The following is a 24189-nucleotide window of genomic DNA, read 5'->3' on the forward strand; positions in this document are numbered from 1 at the left end:
TAATTGCACCGCAGCGAACCTCGCCAACCGCTTTTCTAAATCACGAACGCAAAGCTGATGCCGCACTCATGCGGAGCGTCATCAGTGCGGGGACCAGCGAAACCAGCGCCGCAACTATGATAAAGCCCACCGCAAGCCAGACATCGCTCATCGCGAATTCCACTGGCATTTTAACCGCCGTGGTTGCCGTGAGCCATGATGTGATGGCATTTGCGACGGCATAGCCGAGTGCCAGTCCCAGGCCGATTCCAAGCAGTAGCAGGAAGAACAGCTCGCCCCAGACGATCGCCATGATAGAGCGAACCGGCGCGCCCAGTGCCCGCAACGCGCCAATCTGGCGTTTGCGCGCGCCGATATGCATGACCGCAACCAGCAACAAGGCGAATACCACAATGCCTTGCGTGCCGACCGCTATCCCCAGCAGCAGACTGCGGGCATCGCCCAGCGTTGAATAAAGCCTTGTGAGAACCTCTGCCGGAAAGATCGCCAATGTACGGTCAGAGCGATATTCCTGCCGCAGCCGATAAGCATCAGCAATTGTCTTCGGCTTGACAAGAATAGCTGGAACGCCGGGGCTATCGGCATCGAAAACCTCGTCAAGCGGTGCATTGATGTCGATCTCGTGATCATGATCGTGTGGCTTTTCATTGACCAGAACGCCAAATCCGTTGCCTGACTTTTCAGTATGATCAGCATGGTCGTGCTCTTCATGCGCTTCCATGCCATGCAGCTGCCAGACCGTGCGAATTGGCACAAGAATGGCACGATCCCACGCCGTTCCAGTCAGCGCCATTTTTCCAGCTACTTGATAGCTGACTTCACTATGCGCGTGTCCGCCGGTTTCGACTGTGCCGTGCATTGGGTTGACCCTGGCACCAACAGGCAAATCAACTGCGGAACCGATCACCGCCTCGCCCAAACGCGCGAACTGCGCGCCTTCGGCAAGCTGCGGAGACAAGACAGAAATGAGCGCGGTTGTTGTCCCGACAATCGGAAAGCCCATAGCGCTGTCGCCAAAGCCGAGAGGTGCCGCGAAAGCCACGCGGTTGTCATTGGCGAGTTTGCCCAGCATCGCGCCAGACATCAGAGGCAAGGGCGACGGCTGCAGAAAGACCGACGAAAGTGTAAGCTGCGTGTCGCTTCCTGCCGCACCGATCACCAAATCGAATTTATCCGACGCACGCGCCGTGCCAAGCCGCACAGCCCGTTCCTGCAAGGTTACGACCGAACTTAAAGCAACCGACAAAGCCAGCAGAACGATGATGGCGACGGCACCACTCCAGAAACGGCGCAGATCGGCAAGAATGAATGCGATCATGACAATTCCATCTCCGTGCTGTCACTTGCAATCTTTCCGCCTTCAAGGCGAATGCGGCGCTGCAAATATTGCATCAGCTGCGGATCATGCGTGACGACAACCAATGTCGCCTTTTCTTCGGTCGCAAGCCGCACCAGAAGCTCGGCAACATCGGCACCGGTTTTCTGATCCAGACTTGCAGTCGGCTCATCGGCCACGATAACACCGGGCTTTGAAAGAAGCGCACGCGCAATGGCCACACGCTGCATCTCGCCACGCGACAGGGTTTCGATATGTTGTGCGGGACGCGCAATGCCAACTGTTACAAGCAAGTTGAGCGCCCGCTCGCGATCAGCAGTTTTCACGCCGCGGCTTAGTTTGAGCGGCAAAAGCACATTGGCGAGTGCTGACAGGCCGGGAAACAGATGAAAGTCCTGCATCACCAGCCCGATGTTGCGCGCACGAAACGCATCGCGCCTGAAAGAAGACAAGCTGCTGATTTCCGTTTCGCCCCACACGACTTTCCCGGTCTTCACAGGCTCAAGGCCGGTTATGGCATTGACCAGCGTGCTTTTGCCCGAGCCGGATGCTCCAGTGATCGCCAGATGACCGCCAGCAATCAGGTTGAATTTTTCAATGGAAAGGACAGGCAAAGCCAGCCCCGGAAATCGCACTTCCAGATTGGCAATATCGAGCGAAAGCCCGGAAGGCTTGGCGAGCATCATCATCAGACCGTTTTGAAAGAAGCGTTACGCAGGCGAAGCTGACTGACAAAGCCGGTTTCAGGATCAGTCCACGAGCCATATTCAAGCGTACCGCGCGTCAGGATAGGCGCATTGAACTGCACAAATGTCTGTTTGGATGCCAGATAAACCACCATGATATTATCCGGCCAATCGGAATCCGACGAGCAGAACGGGCAGATCGACATCGGAATTTCGGTCAGAACGAAGAAATTCGCTTCGGCTTTGAGTGGCGGCGCCATAAATCCGCTGATCGCCACTTCCTTGCCGGAAGCGCTTTTGACCTGATCGGAAAACTCAAGACCCAGCACGCCAAAGCTCTTATAGAGATTATCGAAACCAAGCTGCTCTGCGGCATGTGCCCTGTTTGCGATGCACATCAAGGGCGCGGTTGCCAATGCACCAAGCATCAGTTGCCTGCGATTGAAATGCGGTCCTGTGCGCATCTTGTCCTCCTGAAGAGAAGTGGACAGGCGGATTGCCCGCCTGCCCTCGTTCAAACGATGATTACTCGGACTTTGCCTTGCCGAGCGCGAAGGTGTCGGCCAGCACACGGTAAACGTCGCTCTGTTCCATGTAGCCGCGCAGACCTTCGGAACCGGGACCCGTTGCCTGCAAAACAACGTCATCGACAGCGTGAACGCCGGTGTCATCTTCTTTCGGGATATTGCCCTGAACGAAAACCGCACCCGGAACGTCCTTGTAGGCCTCGTTGGCTACATATTCGCCCTTTTCATTCTTCACGGCCGGTACGAAAGCGCCATCCATTTTCGGGCGGAAGGTTTCGTAATGATCCGGGCCGTTATTGGCCGAAAGGAACAGACGACGCGATACATCCACACGATCCGGATATCCGTCACCATTGGTGTCTTCGTAGTTCGGGAAACCGGCATTGTCATAAGTGCCGACTTTTTCGCGCATTTCATCGCCCGGCTTTTCATCATCGACCGTGCCAATGATCGCAACACCATGGGTATGATCGCCGGTGACAATGATCAGCGTATCCGGGTTCTTTTCAGCGAATTCACGAGCAACGCCCACCGCCTTGTCGAACTCGATTGTTTCGACCAGCGCACGGTCCCAATCAAGCGGATGGCTCATCTTGTCGACCGATGCGCCTTCAACCATCAGGAAGAAGCCTTCTGGATTCTTAGAGAGCTTTTCCAAAGCCGTCTTGGTCATTTCGACCAGACCCGGCTGGTTCGGGAACTTGTCGACGGTGCCTTTTTTGAGGAACTCGCGATCAAGCGTCACGTCCATATTGCCGGTGTGGAAAAGACCAAGCAGCTTGTCCTGATTGGACGTAGCTGATGAAGCAAGCTCGTCCTTGCTTGTGACCAGCGCGTAACCTGCATCCTTGAACAGCTGAATGTAATCCTTGTCGTCCTTGCGCTTGGAACCCGGAACGTCCTTGGCAAGGAAGTAAGCCGAACCACCACCCAAAAGCACGTCTGGCTTCACGTCATACATCATGCTGACGATATCGGCCTTGTCGGAACGCTTGCGTGTGTGTGCGACCAGCGCAGCGGGAGTTGCGTCCTGAAGCTCCGAGGTCGAAACGATACCAATCGATTTGCCGGTTTCGCGACGCATTGCTTCTGCAATGGTTTCGACCTTTGGATCGTCCTGGCTATCCGGCGTGCGGTCGGCATAGACGCCAAGTGCATTCACGCGCGACTTATGCCCCGTCATGTAAGCCGACATGGTGTTGGCACTGTCGGTTGCTATCGAATGGGTCGACGAAGTGCCGATGAAAGCGACTGGCGGAATATCGTCCATGTTCAGACGGCCATTGGCCTTACCCTCAGTCATGCCCTTCGACATGATGCGGGCACCCGTGCGGTGAGCGACCGAAAGACCATCGGCAATCAGGAAGATGATATTCTTGGCCTTGGCTTCATTGCCGGTCGAATAAACATCCCAGTTGACTGACTTGGTTTCATCACCAGCAGAGACTTCAACCTTATAATCGCCAGCCTTGCCGATTTTCAGGCCGCGCAAAATCAGAGCGGAGCCCAGAACCTTGTCTTCAGCGCCTTTTTCTTCAGCGGTAAACTCGGCCTTGCTGCCAAATACAGCCTCATAGTCCTGACCATTGACCGTGACCTTCACGTCTTCCGGCTTGACGACCTTATCGAACTCAACCTTGAAATCGAATGGCGAATTGACAAGAATTGTCGCCCGGTCAATCGGATAGACGGTTGCAGCACCAGCCGCAGTCGTCAGCATGGTTGCCGAAGCGAGAGCAAGAAGCAGTTTGCGCATATCAGAAATCCCCACTGTTTAATGCGTGTGGGGGTTCAAATAAGAAAGCTAGATGACACTGGTATAACAGCCAGCCGATTTATTCATAAAACTTAGTTTGCCGGCTATTATGAATGACGGGCGGTTTTGAATAGGCGCTTCATGCCCCTGTTTCATCCGTTTGTAAAAAACATGAACTAATTGTCTGCGGATCAATCAGACAGGTGACAAATGATGCGCATTACACTCTCGATCATTCCTTTGGCTGCACTTCTGCTCAGCACAGCTATGCCCGGCTTTGCACAAGATAAGGCCCCTGCTCTGATTGGCGAATTTGTTCTGCCGACTGGTCTGAAACTCAATGGCCTGGAATTTGGCGGCATTTCCGGCCTCGATTACGATCCAGCACAAAATGTCTATTATGTGATCGAGACATGTAAGAGCTATTTAGCAATGCGACAGTTGGGCCGGTTAGAAATGCGACAGTCTCGCTTCTCTACGCACTGGTCAATGTCAACGTTGGGAGCAAGGATGCAACTATGTTCAGCCTGACTTCGGTTAGGAGCGCTCGGAGTTGCCATGTCCTTTTTGATCACCATGTCGCAGAAAGAATTGCATCGCCTTGAAATTATTCAGAAGATTCATGATCGTCGCCTGAGTGTAGTCCAGGCCGCCAGTGTGCTCAGCCTCAGCCGAAGCCAGATGCACCGGTTGTTGAAGGCATAGGAGACCGATGGCACATCCGGGCTCGTCTCGAAGAAACGCCAACAACCAAGCAACCGGCGTCATAGCGAGGATATTCGCACCGCCGTTCTCGATCTGGTCAGAGAACGATATGCTGATTTCGGTCCGACGCTGGCACGCGAGAAGCTGATTGAGCTGCACCAGCTGGCGATCGGCAAAGAAACGCTACGACAATGGATGACAGAGGCCGGTATCTGGGTCTCACGGAAAGAACGCAAGAAGCGCGTCTTTCAGCCACGCGGCCGACGCGACTGCTTTGGCGAACTGGTGCAGATCGACGGATCGCATCACTGGTGGTTCGAGAACCGCGGCCCCAAATGCGCTCTCCTCGTTTACATCGATGACGCCACCGGAAAGCTGCTGCATCTGCGTTTTGCCGGATCTGAGAACACATTTGATTATCTGCATGCGACAAAAGCTTATTTGCAACAATGGGGTAAGCCGCTGGCTTTTTACAGCGACAAGCACGGCGTGTTTCGTTCTACCCACGCTTCGCAGAAAGATCGAACCAGTGGTCTGACGCAGTTCGGACGTGCTCTTTATGAACTCAACATCGATATCTTTTGCGCCAACACCCCGCAGGCAAAGGGCCGGGTTGAACGTGCGAACCAGACGCTGCAGGATCGGTTGGTCAAGGAATTACGGATTCGCGGTATTGACGCCATGGAAGCTGCCAACCACTACGCTCCGGAATTCATTGCCGATTTCAACGCTTGTTTCGGCAAGCTACCACGTAATCCGAAGGATATGCATCGTCCCCTCGCCGCGCATGAGAACCTTGACGGCGCAATGTGCCGTAAGGAAGTCCGCACGCTGTCTCAGTCACTGACGCTTCGCTATGACAAGGTGATCTTCATCCTCGATCCGACCGAACGTGCAACGGCGCTCGCCGGTCAGAAAGTCATAGTCTGCGACTATCCCGATGGCCGCCTAGAGACCATGCACGAGAGTTTCACCCTGCCCTACAAAACGTTCGATACTTTGCGCTCGGTTCATGGGTCGCCTGTGGTTGAGAACAAGCGGCTGGACGACATGCTGTCACTGGTTGCCCAGATACAGGCAGGCCGCGATCTACAGCGCAGCAAACACGGTCCGCGCCGAACCGGACAGGTCAACAGTATGTTCGAGATCCCTGACGGCAGCCAGAGCAACGGGTATCAGAAGCGCGAGCGCAAACCGAGTCGGCGGACGGATTTCATGAACGATCCGGAAGTGATTGCGAAACGACAAAAAGCACTTGCTCGAATGGAGGCGGCCAAATAAAGGCCGCTTTTGGCGCAAAGCTGCGTTGACGGCTAAGGAAGCTAAAGCCGAAGGAGTGTTCCATCACCCGCCCCCTCCCTACCCTTGCAACCCGACCCAGCCGGTCCGGTCGGGGGCTGATCCGACGAGTCGGTGTCGCATTTCTAACGGGCCAGTGGCGTCGCATCTCTAATCAGCTTTGACAAGACGTGTAAGAGGGGTACATTCTATTTTAAACTGCAACATGCCAATGAATTCATGAGGTTAGCCATGGAGGAAATTGGATGTCGAATTGCTATTCACAGATCACTTTGCGTGAACGCCGCCGTCTTTTCGAACTTTAATAGCTCAAAGTCCCTCTCGGCGACATTGCGCGGCTGATGGGTCGTCATCGCTCGACGATCTATCGCGAGATCAAGCGCAACAGCTTTCGGGACACTGAGATACCAGACTATAATGGCTATCACAGCGTTGTTGCCGACAATATCAGCAAAGACCGCAGAACACGGTTGCGCAAGCTCAGACGTTATCCAGAACTGCGCAAGCTCGTCATTGAACAATTGGAAGCCCATTGGTCGCCAGAGCAGATCTGCGGTCGACTGGTTAGCCATGGTCTGAGCGCGATACGACTGTGTGCAGAAACGATCTATCGCTTCATTTACTCAAAGGAAGAATATGGGTTAAAGCTGTATGAGCATCTGGCCGAGATGCGCACAAAGCGCTGCCCACGCGGCACCAGAAGATCGCGCAGCTCCCGCATTCCAGAAGCGTTTCGCATTCATCAACGTCCTGATTTTATTGGCAATCGTCTGCAATTCGGCAATTGGGAGGGTGATTTGATCATCTTTGATCGTGACCTCGGAGAAGCCAATGTCATGACACTTGTTGAACGCAAAAGTCGTTACTGCGTCATCATTAAAAACAGCAGTCGGCACTCAAAGCCTATCATCAACAAAATCATTCAGGCCTTTGCAGCGCTGCCTTATCATGCACGCCGCAGTTTTACCTTTGATCGTGGTTCCGAGTTTATGGGTTATAGGGCTTTGGAGGATGGAATGGGGGCAAGAAGCTGGTTTTGTGATCCAAATTCACCCTGGCAAAAAGGCACTATTGAGAACATCAACAAGCGCATCCGACGGTATTTACCTAGCAATACGGATCTGGCGCAGGTCAGCCAGGCTCAGTTGACTGCCCTCGCCCACAATCTCAATGCAACGCTGCGCAAGTGTCTTGGATTTAAGACGCCCGCAGAGGTGTTTGCTAAACTTTTGCAGGAAGCAGCTTAATCAGATACCCTCACCGCCGGCATGATGCAGTTGGGGTAACTTTTCCAATCAGATAACCTCACAAATGGCATGATGCACTTCGGGTAGCTTCTCCAATCTTCACAAGTTTTCCACCTCAGGTTCGGCGCCGCCCTGAAGGTAGCCTGCGACGGTGCTTCAGTCTTCCCTTATAAATTCACTTACAATTTACGAAGCAAGCTTCGAACCTTGTCTAGCCATCGCTTAACAGCGTATGTGGATACTCCCGGTGGTTCTGGCGGCAAACGTGGGGTAATCCCCGCCTTTGGTTTACCACGTGCGTCGCCAATTTTGTAAGATGCATTACTACTCATCGGGGCATCGATCTGCATTGTCTCTTCGACGCCTTTTGCACGGCGGGGCCTCGATTTCAAAGACTTCTGCCTAGCCTTTGATATCATATTGCTATTCGCAGAACTCACCCTCTCCAGCTTTCTCTCCAAGGCGCGCGCCCTAGCAGTTTTTCGATACATAAGCTCCCTGAAAAGCTCATGGACCACTCGCGGATCAGATGACGAACCGTCAAAAATTGCTTCGAGTTCGAATACTGATTTCTGGGAATGTGGGCGGTATACCATATGACATTCTCATTGGCTGATTAAAGACGATTCAGTGGTTCACTCAAAGAATAGCACGCGCATTATTTAAGCTTTCTATTTGCGGCTTGTACCATGCTGCAGAATGCTTTATGTACTAAATCGATTATTAGAGACTATTGCGCGGATCGGACAATGGTTACTTTTTAGTGTCAAATTCCTCGCACCTTATCCTGCTAAGCAATACCCTAAAAAATACTTTCCCAAAAGCATCCAACGGATACAGGGGAGTTACAAGCGTACGTGCGTTATCATTGAAAACGCCTGACCAGATCGCTTATTCTATCTTTAGCGGTTTCGTACAACGCTAGCGATAGGCTGCGCTGGACACGCTACGCACGCTGAAAAAGCGCGGTTTCTATAGGGGAAATTTACTTCGCTACACGCTCGACATGGCCTTCGAAGAGGTCGCGTAACGGTATGACACTTATTGTATTCTCTCACTCGTGTCGTTAGTGCCCCACGATGCAGGAAGCTGGCAGCACGATCCTGTACCAGTCTCAATTCTTTACTTTAGTTGGCGCAGGTAGGATGTAATGAGCATTATTATTGAAACTTTCGATCGTTTTAATCGTACTGAATCGATGCTTTTGTCTGACGAGGACCAATTTTTTCCACCGGTTGCGAAGGATGGTTGAATGATCGAGATCAATGCGACGTTCCGCCATCAATTCCTTCAGATTGTGCAGACTCACATTGTAAGCCAGGTACCATCGAACACACAGAAGAATGACGGATTTATCAAAATGGCGACCTTTAAGCATCTAAAATACTCAGCCGATTAAAAGCCAAGATACTATCAAGGCGTCCACTGGCGAAAAGTTTGCAACACAACCATTTTTGGTCCGCTTGGAAATAGCTGGCTCTCAAACCGGGCAAGGGCGCCAAAGGCATGAAAAATTAGCTCGCCGGCGGCTGACGACGTATCGAGCTTATCTTCAATGCTTAACAAATCGAGCTGTCGTTCTTGAAGCATCTTCACAGTTTCGAGGAGTTCAGTCAACGACCGGCCAAGGCGGTCGAGCAGGCCGATCGCCAGTCTGTCGCCAGCACGAGCGTAAGCAACCGGTCGCGAGACCGTGCCGATCCATGAACTTTCTTGACTTGCCGTCCGTGAACACCTTGATCGCACCGACCTGTTCAAGCCGCATAGTTTGTAGGGCGACATCCTGATCGCCGGTGGAGACAGGCGCATAGCCACGAATTGCTCCAATGATGGCGCCTCCGAGACTACCGTTCTGTGAACGGCGATAACCGACCCAATCTCGACCACTAAAGGCCATCCATAGAATACGTCTATGTATTTCCGGATGTCCATACATTATCAGGCTCTTTTGTAGAAGCGAAGAGCGGTAAAGATGCGCAATCATAAAATTTTGATCAAGCATGAAGTACGACAGCTCTTATCTCGTCCTGACAACCGGACCACCTAACTCGGCTCTACACCTTCGCCCCTGATGACTTCTACCGGCATCGTAAACTTAATGAACGAAGGGTCAGCAAATAATGCTGTCCGCAGACACTTCTAATGCTCGGCCGCTCTGCGCCAAAAGGCTTTTCGCCTCCGCGCGCAATTGCGATGGTGGCAGGAAGTTATGTCGTGCGTGGGATGTAAAACAGATCGGCCATCGGATCCTAGATGGTAACCGGTGTTCTGGCTCACATTCTGTTTGATTTTGCACTCTGTCACTGAGAGTCAGCGAATGGACAGAACGGAGTTTCTCCATGGAGCTCGAATGGAGTTTCACTCAACGAATCAGAGTAAGCGTGACATCCATCATCAGTAGCCAGCTGACCTGAAAGCCCGGAGCGTTCCGGAAAGCTTGCGCCCTGGCGTGACGGTGCAGGAAGTTGCCGTCGCTACGGCGTGCGTGCAAACTATCTGTTTTCATGGCGCCCGTTAGCACGTCAGAGTAGACTTGTTTTGCCTTCGCCGGAAGATGATACGGAATTTGCAGCAACCATAGTAGCGAAGCCTGCAACTGAACCGGTGACGCCACCAGCTTGGCGCGTTGAGATATTCAGCGAGCCAGTGAAGCACGGCGGCGCTAACTACTTCCTCAGCGTTGAGGTGCTCAAGGGAACAGAGGTCGCCGACTTCCTGAGCCAGCATCTCCGTCAAGAGATCGAATATACGCCTCTGGAGCCTGTGGCCATGAAAACCGCCATTTAATCGATACCTGATGCTTTCTAGTCGCGCTTACATGGAAAGTGCCGTCATCACAGGCGTGGTGCGCAACGGGCCCAACGACAGCTAAGTTCGCAATCTATCACGGACAAGTAAGCGACAGCGGCATATCGAAGTGATTTTTCTGTTCCCGTTCAGAACCGTGAGACGCTTTAGTGGTCTTTGCTACCAATGCCGGAAATTAGGCACGTTGGGTGCGGGTCACAACCGCTCAATTAAAGCAACTAATGCTTCATTAAAGCAGGTTCGGTTAGAACTTGCGCTACATGCTTTGATGAGTCAAGACTAGGCATTAAGCATATACGATCTGTCCTTTCATACCTCCACAGCCAAACTACGCCGGTCACCAAGTCAGACGAAATCCTGTGTACCCTTTAAGCGAGTGGCTGTCGGCGACATTCTCGACGCTGCCTTTTATCTCCGCGCCTCCATAAAGGGAAAACCTGTCATTGTCCCAGCTGTAAGAGCCGTCAGCGGTTAGGCCCGCAAGGAGTCGATCGTTGCGCTGAGCCACGGGGATATCCGCTACAGACACGCGCGCGCGGTCGGCAACGGCATAATGAACATCAGCCGTTCCGTGCAGCCGAAGCCTACTCGTAAGCCCATCGACACCCTGCCAAGTCAGATCATGGTTGATCCCAAGACCAAGTCGGCTCTGGATACTTTCGCTTTTACCAAATCCCACCGGCGTTTCGAACACGTCGGTGAAGCCATCGATACTCGCACTCGAATAGATAAGCTGTGCTTGCGGAACAAGCGTCCAAGCCCTGCTCAGTGGAATCTCATGGCCAGCTTCGACCGAGAACGCATAACCAAATGCATCAACACTATCGGCCAGTTTGCTGGTATCGCCATTATAACTCAAATCACTCCGATACCATGTGGCTTGCCCTTGTGCGTCGACATAGAACCCATGATCATCGTACCAGGTTAACGAGCCGCTGAAGCCGTAACCATCCGTGAGAATTCGGCCGCCTCCTAAATCGCCATCATGAAGCGAGGTGGTACTAGCATCGCCTTGCACATAGTGAACGGCTGCACCGGCAAGCAATTGACCGCGATCTGTGTCAAGAGCCTGTCCAGCGACGCCTGTCTGAAGCTTCTCGTAACTCTGTCTGTAGCTCACTTCGGTCGCCGACGAAAAAGGATTCATGCGAGTGTGAGATCCCTCTATCCTCGTCCAAAATCCTACTAAGCGATCCGCCTTTTCTACAAGGTCTTGCTCGGAGGCGCCGACGCGCTGTTGTAGCGTTTGCAGTCCATTCATTCCAAGCAGAACTTTTGGATAAGCCTCGTAGACCGAAACACCGGGTTGGAAAAGACGCTGCGGTTCTTGGTTTGGAACAGAAGTGGGTGAGTCCTTTACTTCCGAGCGCAAATACCAGTCCTGCATACTGCTCCCATCAACCGTGCCTTGGCGGAGTTGATAGGCGTAAGCGCCACTCACAACGGCCGGTCTGCCATTGAACTGGAAACTACCGTCGAGTTCGAAAGCATCGCTGGCAGAGTTTCCGCCAACCTCGATGATCCGAATGCCATTTTGTGTCTGCGCACCACCGCCGCCAGTATTCCGAACGCTCACCAGTGTGTTGCCTGTAACATCACCGGAGATTTTCAGCTGATCGGTCGATGAGCTGTCGTCTGCCAGTACGGTATCGAGTGCAAGCCGACCCCCGTCTCCAACATAATTGCCGACAATCTCGACACGATCGCCAGTTCTGCCGTCCTGCGTTGTAATTGTGCCCGCATTGCTGACAGTGCCGGCAATGGCAAAATGGCCCTGTCCACCACCCTGTCCGACGAAGGATGACGTGTTGTCGATCACCAGATTCGAAGTCAGGCGAAGTCCAGTCATGCCGTTTAATGTAGAATTGTTGGATAGGGCAATACCGGTTTCCGGTTGATCGACCGTGCCGACAGCCCATGCGCCATTACTGATGTTGAGGTTCGACGCATCCAACCGGACATCTTCCCAGTTGATGATCTTGTCGCCTGTAGATGTGGCTGCGATGCCACTGAAGCGCAGTGTATCAATCATACCGTCTGCAATGGACGTATCGTCGCCACCGTCGAGCGTCTGGGTTCCGTCATAGCCAGCAGCACTTATCTCAGCACGATCAGAGCCCTGGCCGCCATAAAAGCCGCCCACCAGTGTGCCGTCCGACCATATAAATGTATCGTCCCCGGCCGGAATATCTGTGTCGACCCTATCAGTCGTATCACGATGATCGCCATAATCACCGTAGATATTGCCATTATAGCGGCCACCCAGAAGTTCGAACCGGTCGTTTCCACCTAGAAGGTTGCTATCACCGGTCACGGTTCCGGATGACCGAACGACAAGATCGCCGCCGAACGGCCTACCACCAATAATGACGTCTGGATTATGTATTGCTGTGCCCGAGGTAGCGCTGACAATGGCGTTCGCGCGAATGTCAACGGCGGCATTGATCGGGGCCAGTATATCGATTGCAGACCCGGATCCACCTTTCACGATTCCGTTGATGTCCAGTGCGATGTCTCCTGCCAGGCCGAGATTGATCGCAGTCCCCGCGCTTTCAATGACGCCTGATTTCTGCACGACGATGAGAGAGGATGCAGCGACTGTGTTCCTGGCCGCAACGCCCGCAAGGGATGCCGTTACGTCGCCGGCAAGCTCGATGGTCGTGGACCCATGTGAAAAATTGACGACATGCAATCCAGCGCCATCAAGAAAATCGACAGTCCCGCCTGCGTCGTTGATGGCGACGTTGCCCGCCGCAAGTGTCCTGTTGATCGATCCGGATTCCTGCGTGAATCTGATGTTTCCATTGCCTCTGTTGAACACCTGAACACTTCCGACAACATCGCCACCGAGGCTGACGGAGGTGTCGGCAGGGCCCCTGTTGTTAACATTGATCCCCAAGACATGTCCGGTGATTGTTCCCGCTGTCTGTTTGACTGAGAGGCCTTGTTGTCCTGCATGTTCAACCTGCAGGCCGACGGATGTTGTGCTTGTAACGTCACCGGAAACTGCAATGTCTGTGGCACCGGATCCTCTTTGTCGACCAACCACGCCCGCGAGCGCAGAGTCGACTTTTCCAGAGGCTCTGACGATGAGGTCTGTGGTGCGTACGCCGTTATCGACGAAAATTCCGTATCCTTTAGTGGACTCGACCGTCCCGTGAGCGTCCATTTCGGTTGCCCCGCCACCCGAATTCAACACAAGTATCCCGGTGGATGCGGCCTTAACGGAACCGGTGTTCGCCTGACTGAAAAGCAGCGTTTCAGCGCTAGCAGCGTTCAATACCTCAATTCCATAGTTGTTCGGCCCACCGGCAGTTATTGCTCCGTCGGCTCGTATCGACTGCTGGCCGCTACCGCTGTGATAGAGCCTGACGACCGGACTGCTGCCGGTGCTGGCGCTCCTGATACTGGTCTCTGGAGTTAGTTCGACGGACATCTTGTCGCCGGACGCGCCAGAGTTCACGAAAAGGCCGAAATCGCGCTCCGCCCTAATCTCACCTCCAATGCGAACATTTACAGATCCGGACTTTCCAGAAAGCGACGCGCCACTTCGATTGCCAGAAATCAAGCCTTGTCGTTGCTCAAACGTGAGATCACCCTCGCCACCGCGAACGTCCACCGCCGTGCCTGCGGTGCTGGTCACGTCGCCGGAAAGCGTAACGGCGGTCGCGGCCGCCGCTGCATTGGAGACAAACAGGCCCAGATTACCGCCCATAACGGTACTTCCAGCCCCCTGCGTAAGATCAATCCCACCGCGCCCGGAATCTGATTTGACATATAGGCCGTAACCATTTGGAGAAACGGCATTTGAGTTGCTGCGAATGTAGGTTGGATCAAGGATTACGCGAATGTTTGGGACTGCTGCCGTGCTCTGCAGGTTGACACTCGTACGGGCGTTATTTCTTCCCGAACAAGTGTATACATCCTCAGCCAGAATGCAGGAGGCCCATGCAGACCCTACAAAGCCGGACATCGATGCTGGTAAAAACGCCGGTCCATTGAGAAAAATCAGGCTTAGGGCGCTCACGCGTAACGATACCGAAGTAATAAGACCGGTAGTGTGTCTGCTTCGCATACTCTTTCGTTCCTTCTGCTCAAATGCATAATGCGGAAAGACGCATTTTAGAGAAGAAAGATACGGTTACAGAGGGGGATGTAACCTTCCGGCTTGAAGACCTCGTGTGATCATTGCAACTTGTTTAACGCAATGTCCCGAGACAGCCTGTCTCAGAACGATCATGCAGATCATGCGCCAACAATGCTCGCTGAGTTGGCCGAATTCGCGGTTTCGGGTCGGCCAAGCCCATGGTTTTGGCTTAAACGCCTGCGTTACGTATCGGTATGATACTCCCCGGCACTGCTCTTTTATTGCAATGGTCCCGCACGAAAAATTCCACGAAATTTGAACCTGACTTGGTTTACATCGACCTTACATGAGGCGCGAGATGCTCTGTAACAACATTCGGAAAACTGGCGCCAAAGATGTGATCGCGGCGATTACTTGCAACTGGATTCGTTGCGCCTATCAGCCGGTCCGATCGGTGGATGGATCACACGAGGAACTATACCAGGAAGGCCTGGCACGCCTCTTGACCGCCAGTGGAAAAGTCCTGAGTGCTGGTGCCTTTGTCCCCCAAGTCGAAGCCAGTGGCAACATCATTCGCTTTGACCATCATATGTTAGGGGTTGTTCTGGATGATTTGCAGATAATGCCGAGTGCCGTTCTTGGGTGTAATTTGTCCGCCGAGACGATGCAGTGTTCGGATGGCTGGCGAAAAATGAAGTCTCTGATCGGAGGGCGGGGCGAACTTGCATCGCGACTCGTTCTGGAATTGACCGAGACCCAGCCAGTGTTCGACCCTCATCATCTCAATCAGCTTATTGCTGAGGCAAGAAAGCTCCATTGCAAGGTTGCAATTGATGATTTTGGTACGGGTTACCTCTCCCCGACACAATTGCTGCATCTCGAACCCGATATTATTAAGATCGACGCATCCCTATTGTGGCGTGTTCGCGGTTTTCGGACAGGCCCGAACACGTTACGGCACATCGTTGGATTTGCATCCTGCGTGGCGCCCGTAGTCGTTATCGAGGGGGTGGAGAGCGTGGAACACTTTGAGATCGCGAAAGATGCCGGTGCGACACATGTGCAGGGGTATCATATCGCCGTTCCGGAATTAAAAGGCTCGGCGATGGGTGTTTTCGAAGCCGTCCGTAGTCTCCCGTTATCGCCCGGAGAGAGCTTTGCGACGAGCGAAGTTCATCTGTAAGTCGTGCTTCCGATCCGATGGGTGCGCGCAGCGTTGTGCAAGCTGATTGAGAAACGAGCGGGTCAGTCAACAGCCTCATGGGTCGAGGTTCTGGTGCGCGTAACCGCTACATAACAGTATGATACATGTGGCGATAGTGTTTCTCGCTTACGATCGGCACTCAAGTTAGGCCGGGCGGACTGCTGCGTTCGTTTCTCATTGGCCTCGAACGCTATTTGAGCTCTTCGACCCGCAGGGTGTAGGGGGCGGGACAATTGGTAAAGAGTCATGTCAGGACGAGCGAATAGCGCTACGGTAAATACCCGAATGAATTTTGTCATCAACTGGCTGGGCGGTCCGTGCAACTGTCGGTCAGCTCGCCGGCGCTTAATGGCGGTGTTGCGCCTGTCCTGTCGCGTGCTGGGCATGAAGTCTCCGCGGGGGCTGGGCCTCTTGGGTGTTGCCAGTGCCGTGGCGGTGGTCGGGCTTGCTGGCGTCGCGCCCGCAATGGCGCAGCAGCAGGGCATCTATATTAATGGCGGCAGTTCGGACAGCTGTACCCACCTTCGTGCTGATCTCGCAGGCTTTGGCGTCAGCGACGCCGCAGGAAGTGCTGCTAATCTTCTCAGGGTCCAGCGGAACAATAATTGCGCTCCAGGCACCGCCGCCACCCAGACCAATCGCGTTCTCTTTTATGGCACAGGGGCTGGTCAGGCGGCCTCGGGCGCGAAATCGCTGAGTCTCGGTGGTGAACTCCATGTAAATGGGGGTGCCATCACTATGCTGGGCGGTATCGTCATTACCGCCCCAACCGGCAATGGGATCCGCATTGGCGCGGACGGCGCGACTTCGAGCTCAAGCCTCTCGTTGGGAAATGCGACGAATGCCAGTGGCAACGCCAGCGTGGCATTGGGATTTCAGGCGACGTCCAGCGGGGAATTCGCTACTGCCATCGGCAATAGTACAAATGCGACTGCACCCTACGCATTGGCTTTCGGTGCCGCCGCCCAGTCCTGGGGAGATCGCTCTATGGCTTTTGGCGCGAGCTCAGTTGCCCGTGGTGATAGTTCAGTCGCCATAGGCCGCTTTGCTCAGTCCATTGGACCCAATTCCGTCGGTGTGGGACGATCGACCATTGCGCGAGGCGCTGATTCCACAGCGTTGGGTTTTGGCGCAACGACCCGCGGTGCCAACACGCTTGCGATCGGTGCCAAATCAAGCGCAGAATCGCTCGACTCCGTTGCAATTGGTCTCTCCGCCACATCGAACCACGATTTCAGTGTCGCCCTAGGCGCCAACGCTGCCACGAGTGGCCACCGGACAGTGGCTCCTTTCACGTTGAATGGAACGACCTATCGTTTTCTGCCGGAGGGTTTGACCGCATCAAACGCAATCGGCGTTGTGAGTGTCGGTACCGCAGCCCAGTCACGACAGATCATCAATGTTGCGCCCGGCGTGATTGACGCGACGAGTTATGACGCGGTGAATGGTTCGCAGCTGTTTGCCGCTTATACGGAAATCAACAATCTCGCCGGTCGCGTCGCGAGCGAGGACGCTAAACTTCAAGCGCAACTGGACAATCTGCCAAGGGGTGGTGGGGCAGAATCCGTGCTTGCCGCGGTCGGCCCCGGCGCTTCGGTCGATGGCAATGGCAATCTCGTTCTGCCGCCTTTCGACCTCTCTAGCGTCGGAACCTCTATGCCCCAACCCACGACATTGTTAGGCGCGGTCGACGCGCTGGACATGGCGGTGAAGGGTCTGGATGAGGCGCTCGGCATAGTTTGGGAGGGTGCAATTCTCTACAATCCCGCAGAAGGCGTCCATGCTTTCGACGCCAAGGGTGAGAAGATCACCAATGTTGCTGATGGCGCCATTGCCGAAGGTTCGACCGACGCTATAAACGGCGGACAGCTCCACGCCCTTGGCGAACGGATCGGTGACGCAGGTCAGCAGGCCGCCGCCGGTTTGGCGGGCCTTGGCGGCGGGGCCAGCGTGGCAGCGGACGGCACGGTAACGGCCCCAAGCTACGAGGTCGCCACTATCAACGCGGATGGCACAATTGCGCCAGCAGGCTCGACCCACAACAACGTTGGCGGGGCGCTCGACGCTATCGGCGACAATATTGTGAATCTGGCAGGCGCTGTGGGCGAGCAAGGCACAGACATTGCGGCGCTTCAGCAGAACGCTTTGCTCTGGGACGACGGTGCAGGAGCCTTTACAGCAGAACGCGATGGGGCACCACAGCAGATCGCCAATGTTGCCGCCGGTGTTGCTGCAACCGATGCGGTGAATGTCAGCCAACTCGAGGCGCTCGGCGAAGAGGCAGAGGGCGCCATGAGAGCTGCACAAGCAGCCCAAACCGCCGCCAACACCGCACAAACTACGGCAGAAGGCGCACAGACTGCGGCTGCGGCAGCACAAGGTACGGCCAACGCTGCGCAGACTGCAGCCAATACGGCGCAGGGTACGGCGGAAGCAGCGCAGACTGCCGCCAACACCGCACAAACTACGGCAGAAGGCGCACAGACTGCGGCCGCGACGGCGCAAGGCGCAGCGGAGGCAGCCCAGGCCGCAGCGAACGACGCTGACCGTAAGGGAGTCACCGCTTTGGCTGGACTCGGCGGCGGCGCGGCTGTTGGAGCAGACGGCACGGCAATTCTTCCGAGTTATTCAGTTCAGACGATTGGGGATGATGCATCGGTGGGCACTTCCGCCACGCACAACAATGTCGGGGATGCGCTTGATGCCATCGGCGAGAATGTAATCAACTTGGCGGGTATCGCCGTCGAGCAAGGCGAAGCAATTGAAAAGCTGAATAAAAACGCATTGCTGTGGAGTGACGAAGACAATTCGTTTACTGCGGAGCGGGGGGATGCGCCTCAACGGATTGCTAATGTTGCGGCCGGTGTTGCTGATACGGATGCTGTAAATCTAAGCCAGTTGAAAACGGTTGATCAGCGGATTGACGAAGCCTTTACCCTGTTGAATGTGAATCCTGATGGTCAGATCCAGATTGGCTCGGGATCGGATGCCACAGAGGTGAATTTTGCTGGCAGAACGCCGGTGACGGGACCTGACGGAGCGCCGGTGTTTAATGAGGATGGAACGCCTGCCAGCGTCGCACGCGACCGGACTTTAACCGGGGTTGCGGATGGTGTGAACGCGAGCGACGCGGTGAACCGCGGCCAGCTCGATGAGTTGGGAAGCTCGGTGGCTGCGGCACTTGGCGGTGGGGCGACACTCAACCCCGATGGTACCGTTAACGCGCCTGCTTACGCAATTGCCGCCATTGAACCGGACGGGACGGTTGCGGGTAATCCGACCATCTACAACAATGCGGGTGATGCTCTTAAGGGGTTGGAAGGTAGTCTTGGTGTCGTCAATAATCGTGTCAACGATTTGGCGGAGGACAGCCTGCTGTGGGATGAGCAGGAGGGCGCGTTCAATGCTAAACGGCTCGCCTCTGATACGAACCGCATCGCTAATGTGTCGGCGGGTGTCAACGAAACGGATGCAGTCAATCTCAGTCAGTTGGAAGCGGTCAACGATGAGGCGCATGCGGCACAGAACACGGCGAATGCAGCACTTGGAGCTGCCGGTAATGCGCAGGAGACGGCGGATGATGCGCTGACGCTGGCGCAGAAGGCCGAAGCACAACTTGTCGGGATTGGTGCCAACGAGACAGTAGCAGGTCGCATTGCGGCGGCGTCACAGTCTGCCGCCGCTGCTCTCGGCGGCGGGGCGTCGGTGAATCCCGATGGAACCGTTAACGCACCTTCTTACCAGGTGGCGGCAATAAGCGCCGACGGAGTGAAGCAGGCACCAATAAGCTATGGCAACACGGGCGAGGCCTTGACGGCGCTCGACGGAAATATAGGCACGGTCAACAATCGGGTCGATGACCTCGCCGAATTACAGGCCGGTAGCCTGACCTACGATAAGAAGGCTGATGGAACCCGGGCAAACAAGGTCACACTTTTTGGGGGTGATCCCAATGCTCCGGTAGTGATTGGAAACGTGGCTGATGCGAAGAATGCCACGGATGCAGTAAACCTCCGGCAATTGAGTGAAGCTCGACAGGAAATCGACGCTCAGGACGCAGAATACGCCCGACAGGCTCGTGCCCACACTGATCAGACAAAGGTTGCGGTTATAAATGAGAGCCGGAGCTACGCCGATCAAGTTGGCGGCAAGACGCTCTCAACTTCTATGGATTATACGGACAAGGTTGCTTCCGGTATTTCGGGCGACATCGTGACACTCGAACGCAACGTGAATGAAGCGGTCGGCTCTCTCGCCGGTGCGGTTGATGAGGGCTTCAATCGCCTGAATTCGAGCATTAGTGAGGTTCGAGGGGAAGCGCGTAGAGCCGCGGCCATTGGACTGGCGGCATCATCCCTGCGATTTGACGATAACCCAGGCAAACTGAGCGTGGCGATGGGTGCAGGGGCCTGGCGTGGAGCAGGTGCTGCTGCTTTCGGGGTGGGATATACGAGTGAAACAGGAAATCTCCGCGCAAATGTGACCGGGGTCACGAGCGCTGGACAGTTCGGGGTAGGTGCCGGTGTTAGCATCACACTCAATTAAGGAAACCTCCATGCGTGTTCGCTCGCAGACATTGAGTTACCTCATTCCGGCAACCTTGGCGATTTCGCTTCTCGCAGACGGCACGGCAGCAGCGCAGTCCTATACGGTCAAGCCTTCAGAGGTAGTCATTCCGCCACAGTCGACACTGGGCAACTACCAGCGGGTTATCCGACCCTTCGAAAACTGGACGCTGATCTGCGATGAAGATCTCGTTTCGATGCAAAGGATCTGCAATGTGAGTCAATCAATTGTCGATGAAAGCGGCGATATGATTTTCAGCTGGTCGCTGTCTGCGACAAAGGATGGAGATCCGACAATGATCATGCGGCTTCGACATGACACAGTCGCTGATGAGCCAGTCACGTTCAATGTCGCTGAAGCAAGAGCTCCTGTCGACGTAAAGATCACTGGCTGCGACCAGATGCTATGTATGGCGTTTCTTCCTGTGGGGCGAGTAATGCGTGAGCAAATCAAGAAGGAATCCGTAGTTAAAATCAGCTATTCCTCCGCTTCAAAAGGGAGGGTCCAGCTTAACGCTCCGCTGGCCGGGCTGGCAGACGCACTCGCGGCAATTGATTGATCCGCAAGATCACCCTTCCCCGAGTTTCAAAATAGGCCTGTCATAGCGTATGTTACGTTATCGAATAGGTTGTCTCTATCTGAAACTTTCCATTAGCCGCAGTTAAATACTTTGTGCTTATCAGACCGCGTTCGTGGGCACACAAAACTTATGGAGACACCGGTTGTCTCCGATCGTTTTGGCTGGAGTAAAGGCTGCTAAATACGTCGAACTCAAGGGAAATTATGCTCGAAGCACTTCACAATCGGTAGTTCATCTTGTTCTTTCCTGAGCCAGGCAGGTCAGTTTTGCTCGGTTCCATATAAGCCTTTATAGAATCTTTTGCGAGGACGAATACTTTCCCAACAATAATAGAAGTGATAATTTGTAGTTCCGCTTCGCCCTGGAGTTCGCTAATAATGAGTAGTCGTGATCGTCCTGAGATCGATATTGCGTCAATCAATCGTGAGTTATCAAACATTTTTGCCTCTGAGCCATTCGCCAATGCCGAACGTATGCGGGCTTTTCTATCTTACATTGTCAGTGAAACACTGGAAGGACGCGCAGATCGAATAAAATCTTACTCGATTGCTGTTGAGGTGTTCGGTCGCAAGAACGATTTCGACGCCTCGCTGGATCCTATTGTGCGCACAAGTGCCAACCGGCTTCGTTCCGCTCTTGATCGCTACAACAATGTAAGTGCCAACGAAACTGGTGTTCGGATCACCTTGCCAAAGGGGCGTTATGTCCCGGTCTTCACGCAATTGCCGACCAAGACGGTTCATGTTTCTGAGGTGATCTCAGCGCCAAGGGCGGATGTTAGTGTCTACGCGCCTCCGGCAAAGAGCCGTATTCCTGTGAGCGTACGGCTCTTATCAGCCTTACTTGCCATTCTTCTTTTAATCACCGTCTCAGCGCTGGTAATTTATTATGCCGTTTTAGAAAACAAAGCCGTCATCAATGCTGGCGGGCAACCGGTGTTGGTGGTGGCGCCTGTGACGTCCTATTCAGAATTGCCAGCTGCGGCCCATATGGCGCAGGGTCTGACCGAACTCCTGGTCTCTCACCTTAAGGGCTACGGTAATGCCAGGATTGTTGACGGACGCGACGGAAATGACGATAAAATAGTGGGTGCAGAAACGAACAGCGACGTGTTTGTTCTCAATGCCCATGTCAGAGAGGCTAACCAGCAACTTTCGATTGTGTGGCAATTGGATGATTTTAGGTCCAGGGAAGTTGCCTGGGCGTCCGAGGAGTTTTTGGCGGCTAACGCGACAATTGACAGTACGGTAGACTATCTTGCGGGAAAGGTACTTGGCATGGAGGGCGCAATACCCACTATCATCGGTATTTTGTATGATGGAACGACCGATCAGCGCGGATGTTTGACGAAACCCCAGCGGCTGGCTCTCATCTATCATTCGGTCTTTCAGAAAGATGTCATGGACTGTCTTGAGCAAACCGTAGAACAGCAACCAAATAATGCCGAAGCATGGGCGGTTTTGGCGCAGATCTATTATCGCATGGGGCGCCGGACTGCGTCATTTGGGGAAGATACATCAAGCTTTGCTGCAAAACTCGATCACGCAGCCACCCAATCCAAAATGCTTGCGCCACAGTCGCTGCTCGCCGAACAGGCGGCGATGTATCAAATGTATAACAGTAAGAACTTGCCGGCTTTCACCGCAATTGCGCATCGGATTCTTGATCAGTACAGGGATCCTCATTTGAAAATCCGTATCGGAAATGCGTTCATGAATATCGGTCGGGTCGAGGAAGGATTGAGACTTGTCGAAAGCGGAATTGAGCAGACAAAAGAAGAAGTGGGTCTGGCTTTCCTGTCGCTTGCCTACAGGGCCTACTTTATGGGTGACTGCGATAGTGCCATCAAGTTCATCGAACGTGTAGGCGTATCCGACTACTATCTTGTTCCGTTGATCCGCACCATTACCTATTCGAGGTGCGGCCGTTTGGAAGAAGCGCGCGCATGGCTTTTAAAACTCCACGAGCTTCGCCCTAATTACGAGAGCCACCTTTATTTCGATTTCCGTCACAACAACGTCTCTGAAGATGTCATTGACAGCATTGCGGTGGGTCTGAGGGCGGCGGGCGCAACCGTTGAGAAGCCTGAATGATTATTTCAAGGACACATGGTACTTGATTGATCTGAGTCCATAAACTTCCCTCAAATTTTGGCGGCGTCCGTATTCGGTAGTTCCCTTCCGGTGGCGGGGACCGCAATGACTTTAGATCGCGAGAACGATGCTGTCGCATGACTTGGCCAACGGCATCCATAGAGCTTCGACCGTGCGTTCGGCTTTTGCACGCAGATTTGCTTTTAGTTTTGAGAATGCCATCTCTATTGGATTGAAATCGGGACTGTGAGGCGGGGCTCGGGGCGCAAATCCTAAACGCAGATCAAGTGGTGCTCATATTCCAGGTACCAGCCCTTCAAAGCATTCTTGCTTGGATAGCCCAACTGCCGAATAGTCGCTTTCGGGCGTTTGCCAAGCTTGATGTAAAGCGCAACGGCTCGCACCCGATCTTCGTAGGAATACATGAACTCCCTCCATGATAGTCCAAGTTTTCGTCCGCACCCCCCTTGGGTCACTTCTTAGCGGCAATCAACACCCTGTAGCTTACGTCGTAGGCTCATAAACTGGTGCACCAGATGCGCACGGCGATCAGTTTGACAGCTGCGAGGAAGTTGGCCGGGTTTTTGTCGTAATGCGTTGCGATGCCACGATAGTGTTTGATGCGGTTAAAGAAGCGCTCGACCAGATTTCTCTGACGATAAACCCATGGCGAGCACGCGAAGATATCTCGGCGGTTGGATTTGGGTGGAATGTTTGCCCATGCATTTCGTTCTGCGGCTTTCTTCCTGATGCTATCGGTATCGTAAGCTTTGTCAGCGAGCAGTGCGCCGCCTATTTGATGCGTTCTATGAGCCTCTGCCTGTCAACAGTCAGCAACCTGACCGCCCGTCAGGCCAAGATTGATCGGACGGCTTTCTGCATCAACAATTGCGTGGATTTTGCTTGTGAGGCCGCCACGGGAACGTCCCATGCAAACATCGTCGGCATCCCCTTTTTTCCTTGTTGTTCCATGGTGGTGAACACGAACACAGGTGCTGTCGATCATCACGATATCGCCGTCATAGGCCTCTGAACAGCTTCCAGCAGCCTATCCCAGACACCGGCACGACACCATCGAACAAATCGGTTATAGCAGGTCGTTGCTATACCATAGCGTTCAGGGATTTCGGACCATGACGATCCGGTGCGAAAGCGCCACAGCACGCCATTGAGTACCATGTGATCATCAACGCGTGGCACGCCACGAGGTTTGCACGGTAACAGCGGCGCAATAATCGACCATTCGCGTTCTGTCAATTCATAACGACGACGTGACATCAAACACCCCCAGTTTT

General features: G+C 53.9%; 13 protein-coding genes and 6 pseudogenes. 8 read left to right on the forward strand and 11 right to left on the reverse strand.

Features of this window, described 5'->3' with window-relative positions:
- Nucleotides 1–40 precede the first annotated feature (40 nt).
- The 4 genes from QBD00_RS12250 to QBD00_RS12265 form a co-directional block, all read right to left on the reverse strand.
- Complete coding sequence (locus QBD00_RS12250) at nucleotides 41–1318, reverse strand: ABC transporter permease (RefSeq protein WP_318579624.1); 1278 nt, start codon at nucleotides 1316–1318, stop codon at nucleotides 41–43.
- A complete protein-coding gene (locus tag QBD00_RS12255; protein WP_318579625.1) occupies nucleotides 1315–2025 on the reverse strand; it encodes an ABC transporter ATP-binding protein in 711 nt (236 codons plus the stop codon). The genes QBD00_RS12250 and QBD00_RS12255 overlap by 4 nt, the downstream gene beginning before the upstream one ends.
- A complete protein-coding gene (locus QBD00_RS12260) occupies nucleotides 2025–2486 on the reverse strand; it encodes a hypothetical protein (protein ID WP_264231547.1) in 462 nt (153 codons plus the stop codon). Before QBD00_RS12260 ends, QBD00_RS12255 begins: the two co-directional genes overlap by 1 nt.
- A 61-nt stretch (nucleotides 2487–2547) precedes the next feature.
- Complete coding sequence (locus QBD00_RS12265; protein WP_151091197.1) at nucleotides 2548–4305, reverse strand: alkaline phosphatase; 1758 nt, start codon at nucleotides 4303–4305, stop codon at nucleotides 2548–2550.
- Between the two features lie 213 nt (nucleotides 4306–4518).
- Between QBD00_RS12265 and QBD00_RS23620 the strand changes: the two genes are divergently transcribed.
- The 3 genes and pseudogenes from QBD00_RS23620 to QBD00_RS12280 all read left to right on the forward strand — a co-directional run bounded on the left by QBD00_RS23620 (nucleotide 4519) and on the right by QBD00_RS12280 (nucleotide 7556).
- Complete coding sequence (locus QBD00_RS23620; protein ID WP_412535015.1) at nucleotides 4519–4836, forward strand: hypothetical protein; 318 nt, start codon at nucleotides 4519–4521, stop codon at nucleotides 4834–4836.
- Nucleotides 4837–4863: 27 nt separating this feature from the next.
- Nucleotides 4864–6291: pseudogene (locus tag QBD00_RS12275) on the forward strand (ISNCY family transposase).
- A gap of 263 nt (nucleotides 6292–6554) precedes the next feature.
- Nucleotides 6555–7556, forward strand: a pseudogene (locus tag QBD00_RS12280) (IS30 family transposase).
- A 1228-nt stretch (nucleotides 7557–8784) separates the two neighbouring features.
- Here QBD00_RS12280 and QBD00_RS12285 read toward each other — a convergent pair.
- From QBD00_RS12285 to QBD00_RS12295, 3 genes and pseudogenes are all read right to left on the reverse strand, one after another.
- Nucleotides 8785–8934: pseudogene (locus QBD00_RS12285) on the reverse strand (IS6 family transposase); the annotation flags it as partial.
- 35 nt (nucleotides 8935–8969) lie between these two features.
- Nucleotides 8970–9257, reverse strand: coding sequence for a recombinase family protein (locus QBD00_RS12290; protein WP_318579666.1), 288 nt, complete (start codon nucleotides 9255–9257; stop codon nucleotides 8970–8972).
- Nucleotides 9166–9492, reverse strand: a complete 327-nt coding sequence (locus tag QBD00_RS12295) for a hypothetical protein (protein ID WP_318579670.1) — start codon at nucleotides 9490–9492, stop codon at nucleotides 9166–9168. Before QBD00_RS12295 ends, QBD00_RS12290 begins: the two co-directional genes overlap by 92 nt.
- Before the next feature lie 602 nt (nucleotides 9493–10094).
- Here QBD00_RS12295 and QBD00_RS12300 point away from each other — a divergent pair.
- Nucleotides 10095–10343: a hypothetical protein gene (locus QBD00_RS12300; protein WP_318579626.1), complete on the forward strand. Its 249-nt coding sequence runs from the start codon at nucleotides 10095–10097 to the stop codon at nucleotides 10341–10343.
- 358 nt (nucleotides 10344–10701) lie between these two features.
- Here the strand turns inward: QBD00_RS12300 and QBD00_RS12305 are convergent, their stop codons facing one another.
- Nucleotides 10702–14079: an autotransporter outer membrane beta-barrel domain-containing protein gene (locus QBD00_RS12305; protein WP_318579627.1), complete on the reverse strand. Its 3378-nt coding sequence runs from the start codon at nucleotides 14077–14079 to the stop codon at nucleotides 10702–10704.
- Nucleotides 14080–14809: 730 nt separating this feature from the next.
- Here QBD00_RS12305 and QBD00_RS12310 point away from each other — a divergent pair.
- From QBD00_RS12310 to QBD00_RS12325, 4 genes are all read left to right on the forward strand, one after another.
- Nucleotides 14810–15634 (forward strand): EAL domain-containing protein, encoded by an 825-nt coding sequence (locus QBD00_RS12310; protein WP_318579628.1) that lies wholly within the window; start codon nucleotides 14810–14812, stop codon nucleotides 15632–15634.
- Between the two features lie 405 nt (nucleotides 15635–16039).
- Entirely contained in the window at nucleotides 16040–20200 is a 4161-nt protein-coding gene (locus tag QBD00_RS12315; protein ID WP_318579629.1) for a YadA-like family protein, read from the forward strand.
- 10 nt (nucleotides 20201–20210) lie between these two features.
- On the forward strand, nucleotides 20211–20780 hold the full coding sequence (locus QBD00_RS12320) for an invasion associated locus B family protein (RefSeq protein ID WP_318579630.1): 570 nt from the start codon (nucleotides 20211–20213) through the stop codon (nucleotides 20778–20780).
- Between the two features lie 494 nt (nucleotides 20781–21274).
- Nucleotides 21275–22894 (forward strand): tetratricopeptide repeat protein, encoded by a 1620-nt coding sequence (locus tag QBD00_RS12325; protein ID WP_318579631.1) that lies wholly within the window; start codon nucleotides 21275–21277, stop codon nucleotides 22892–22894.
- A gap of 111 nt (nucleotides 22895–23005) precedes the next feature.
- On the opposite strand, the pseudogene QBD00_RS12330 reads toward QBD00_RS12325, so the two are convergent.
- From QBD00_RS12330 to QBD00_RS12340, 3 pseudogenes are all read right to left on the reverse strand, one after another.
- A pseudogene (locus QBD00_RS12330) lies at nucleotides 23006–23149 on the reverse strand (IS630 family transposase); the annotation flags it as partial.
- Nucleotides 23150–23187: 38 nt separating this feature from the next.
- Nucleotides 23188–23319 (reverse strand): annotated as a pseudogene (locus QBD00_RS12335) (integrase); the annotation flags it as partial.
- Between the two features lie 92 nt (nucleotides 23320–23411).
- Nucleotides 23412–24172 (reverse strand): annotated as a pseudogene (locus QBD00_RS12340) (IS5 family transposase).
- Nucleotides 24173–24189 lie beyond the last annotated feature (17 nt).

This window comes from Ochrobactrum sp. AN78 (assembly GCF_029909885.1).
Lineage (GTDB): Bacteria > Pseudomonadota > Alphaproteobacteria > Rhizobiales > Rhizobiaceae > Brucella > Brucella quorumnocens.

What these genes read in the sequence shown, in the direction of transcription:
- QBD00_RS12250 (WP_318579624.1), bottom strand. Translation starts at nt 1,318, where the DNA reads ATGATCGCATTCATTCTTGCCGATCTGCGCCGTTTCTGGAGTGGTGCC.
- QBD00_RS12255 (WP_318579625.1), bottom strand. Translation starts at nt 2,025, where the DNA reads ATGATGATGCTCGCCAAGCCTTCCGGGCTTTCGCTCGATATTGCCAAT.
- QBD00_RS12260 (WP_264231547.1), bottom strand. Translation starts at nt 2,486, where the DNA reads ATGCGCACAGGACCGCATTTCAATCGCAGGCAACTGATGCTTGGTGCA.
- QBD00_RS12265 (WP_151091197.1), bottom strand. Translation starts at nt 4,305, where the DNA reads ATGCGCAAACTGCTTCTTGCTCTCGCTTCGGCAACCATGCTGACGACT.
- QBD00_RS23620 (WP_412535015.1), top strand. Translation starts at nt 4,519, where the DNA reads ATGCGCATTACACTCTCGATCATTCCTTTGGCTGCACTTCTGCTCAGC.
- QBD00_RS12295 (WP_318579670.1), bottom strand. Translation starts at nt 9,492, where the DNA reads ATGTATGGACATCCGGAAATACATAGACGTATTCTATGGATGGCCTTT.
- QBD00_RS12305 (WP_318579627.1), bottom strand. Translation starts at nt 14,079, where the DNA reads ATGGGCGGTAATCTGGGCCTGTTTGTCTCCAATGCAGCGGCGGCCGCG.
- QBD00_RS12310 (WP_318579628.1), top strand. Translation starts at nt 14,810, where the DNA reads ATGCTCTGTAACAACATTCGGAAAACTGGCGCCAAAGATGTGATCGCG.
- QBD00_RS12315 (WP_318579629.1), top strand. Translation starts at nt 16,040, where the DNA reads ATGAAGTCTCCGCGGGGGCTGGGCCTCTTGGGTGTTGCCAGTGCCGTG.
- QBD00_RS12320 (WP_318579630.1), top strand. Translation starts at nt 20,211, where the DNA reads ATGCGTGTTCGCTCGCAGACATTGAGTTACCTCATTCCGGCAACCTTG.
- QBD00_RS12325 (WP_318579631.1), top strand. Translation starts at nt 21,275, where the DNA reads ATGCGGGCTTTTCTATCTTACATTGTCAGTGAAACACTGGAAGGACGC.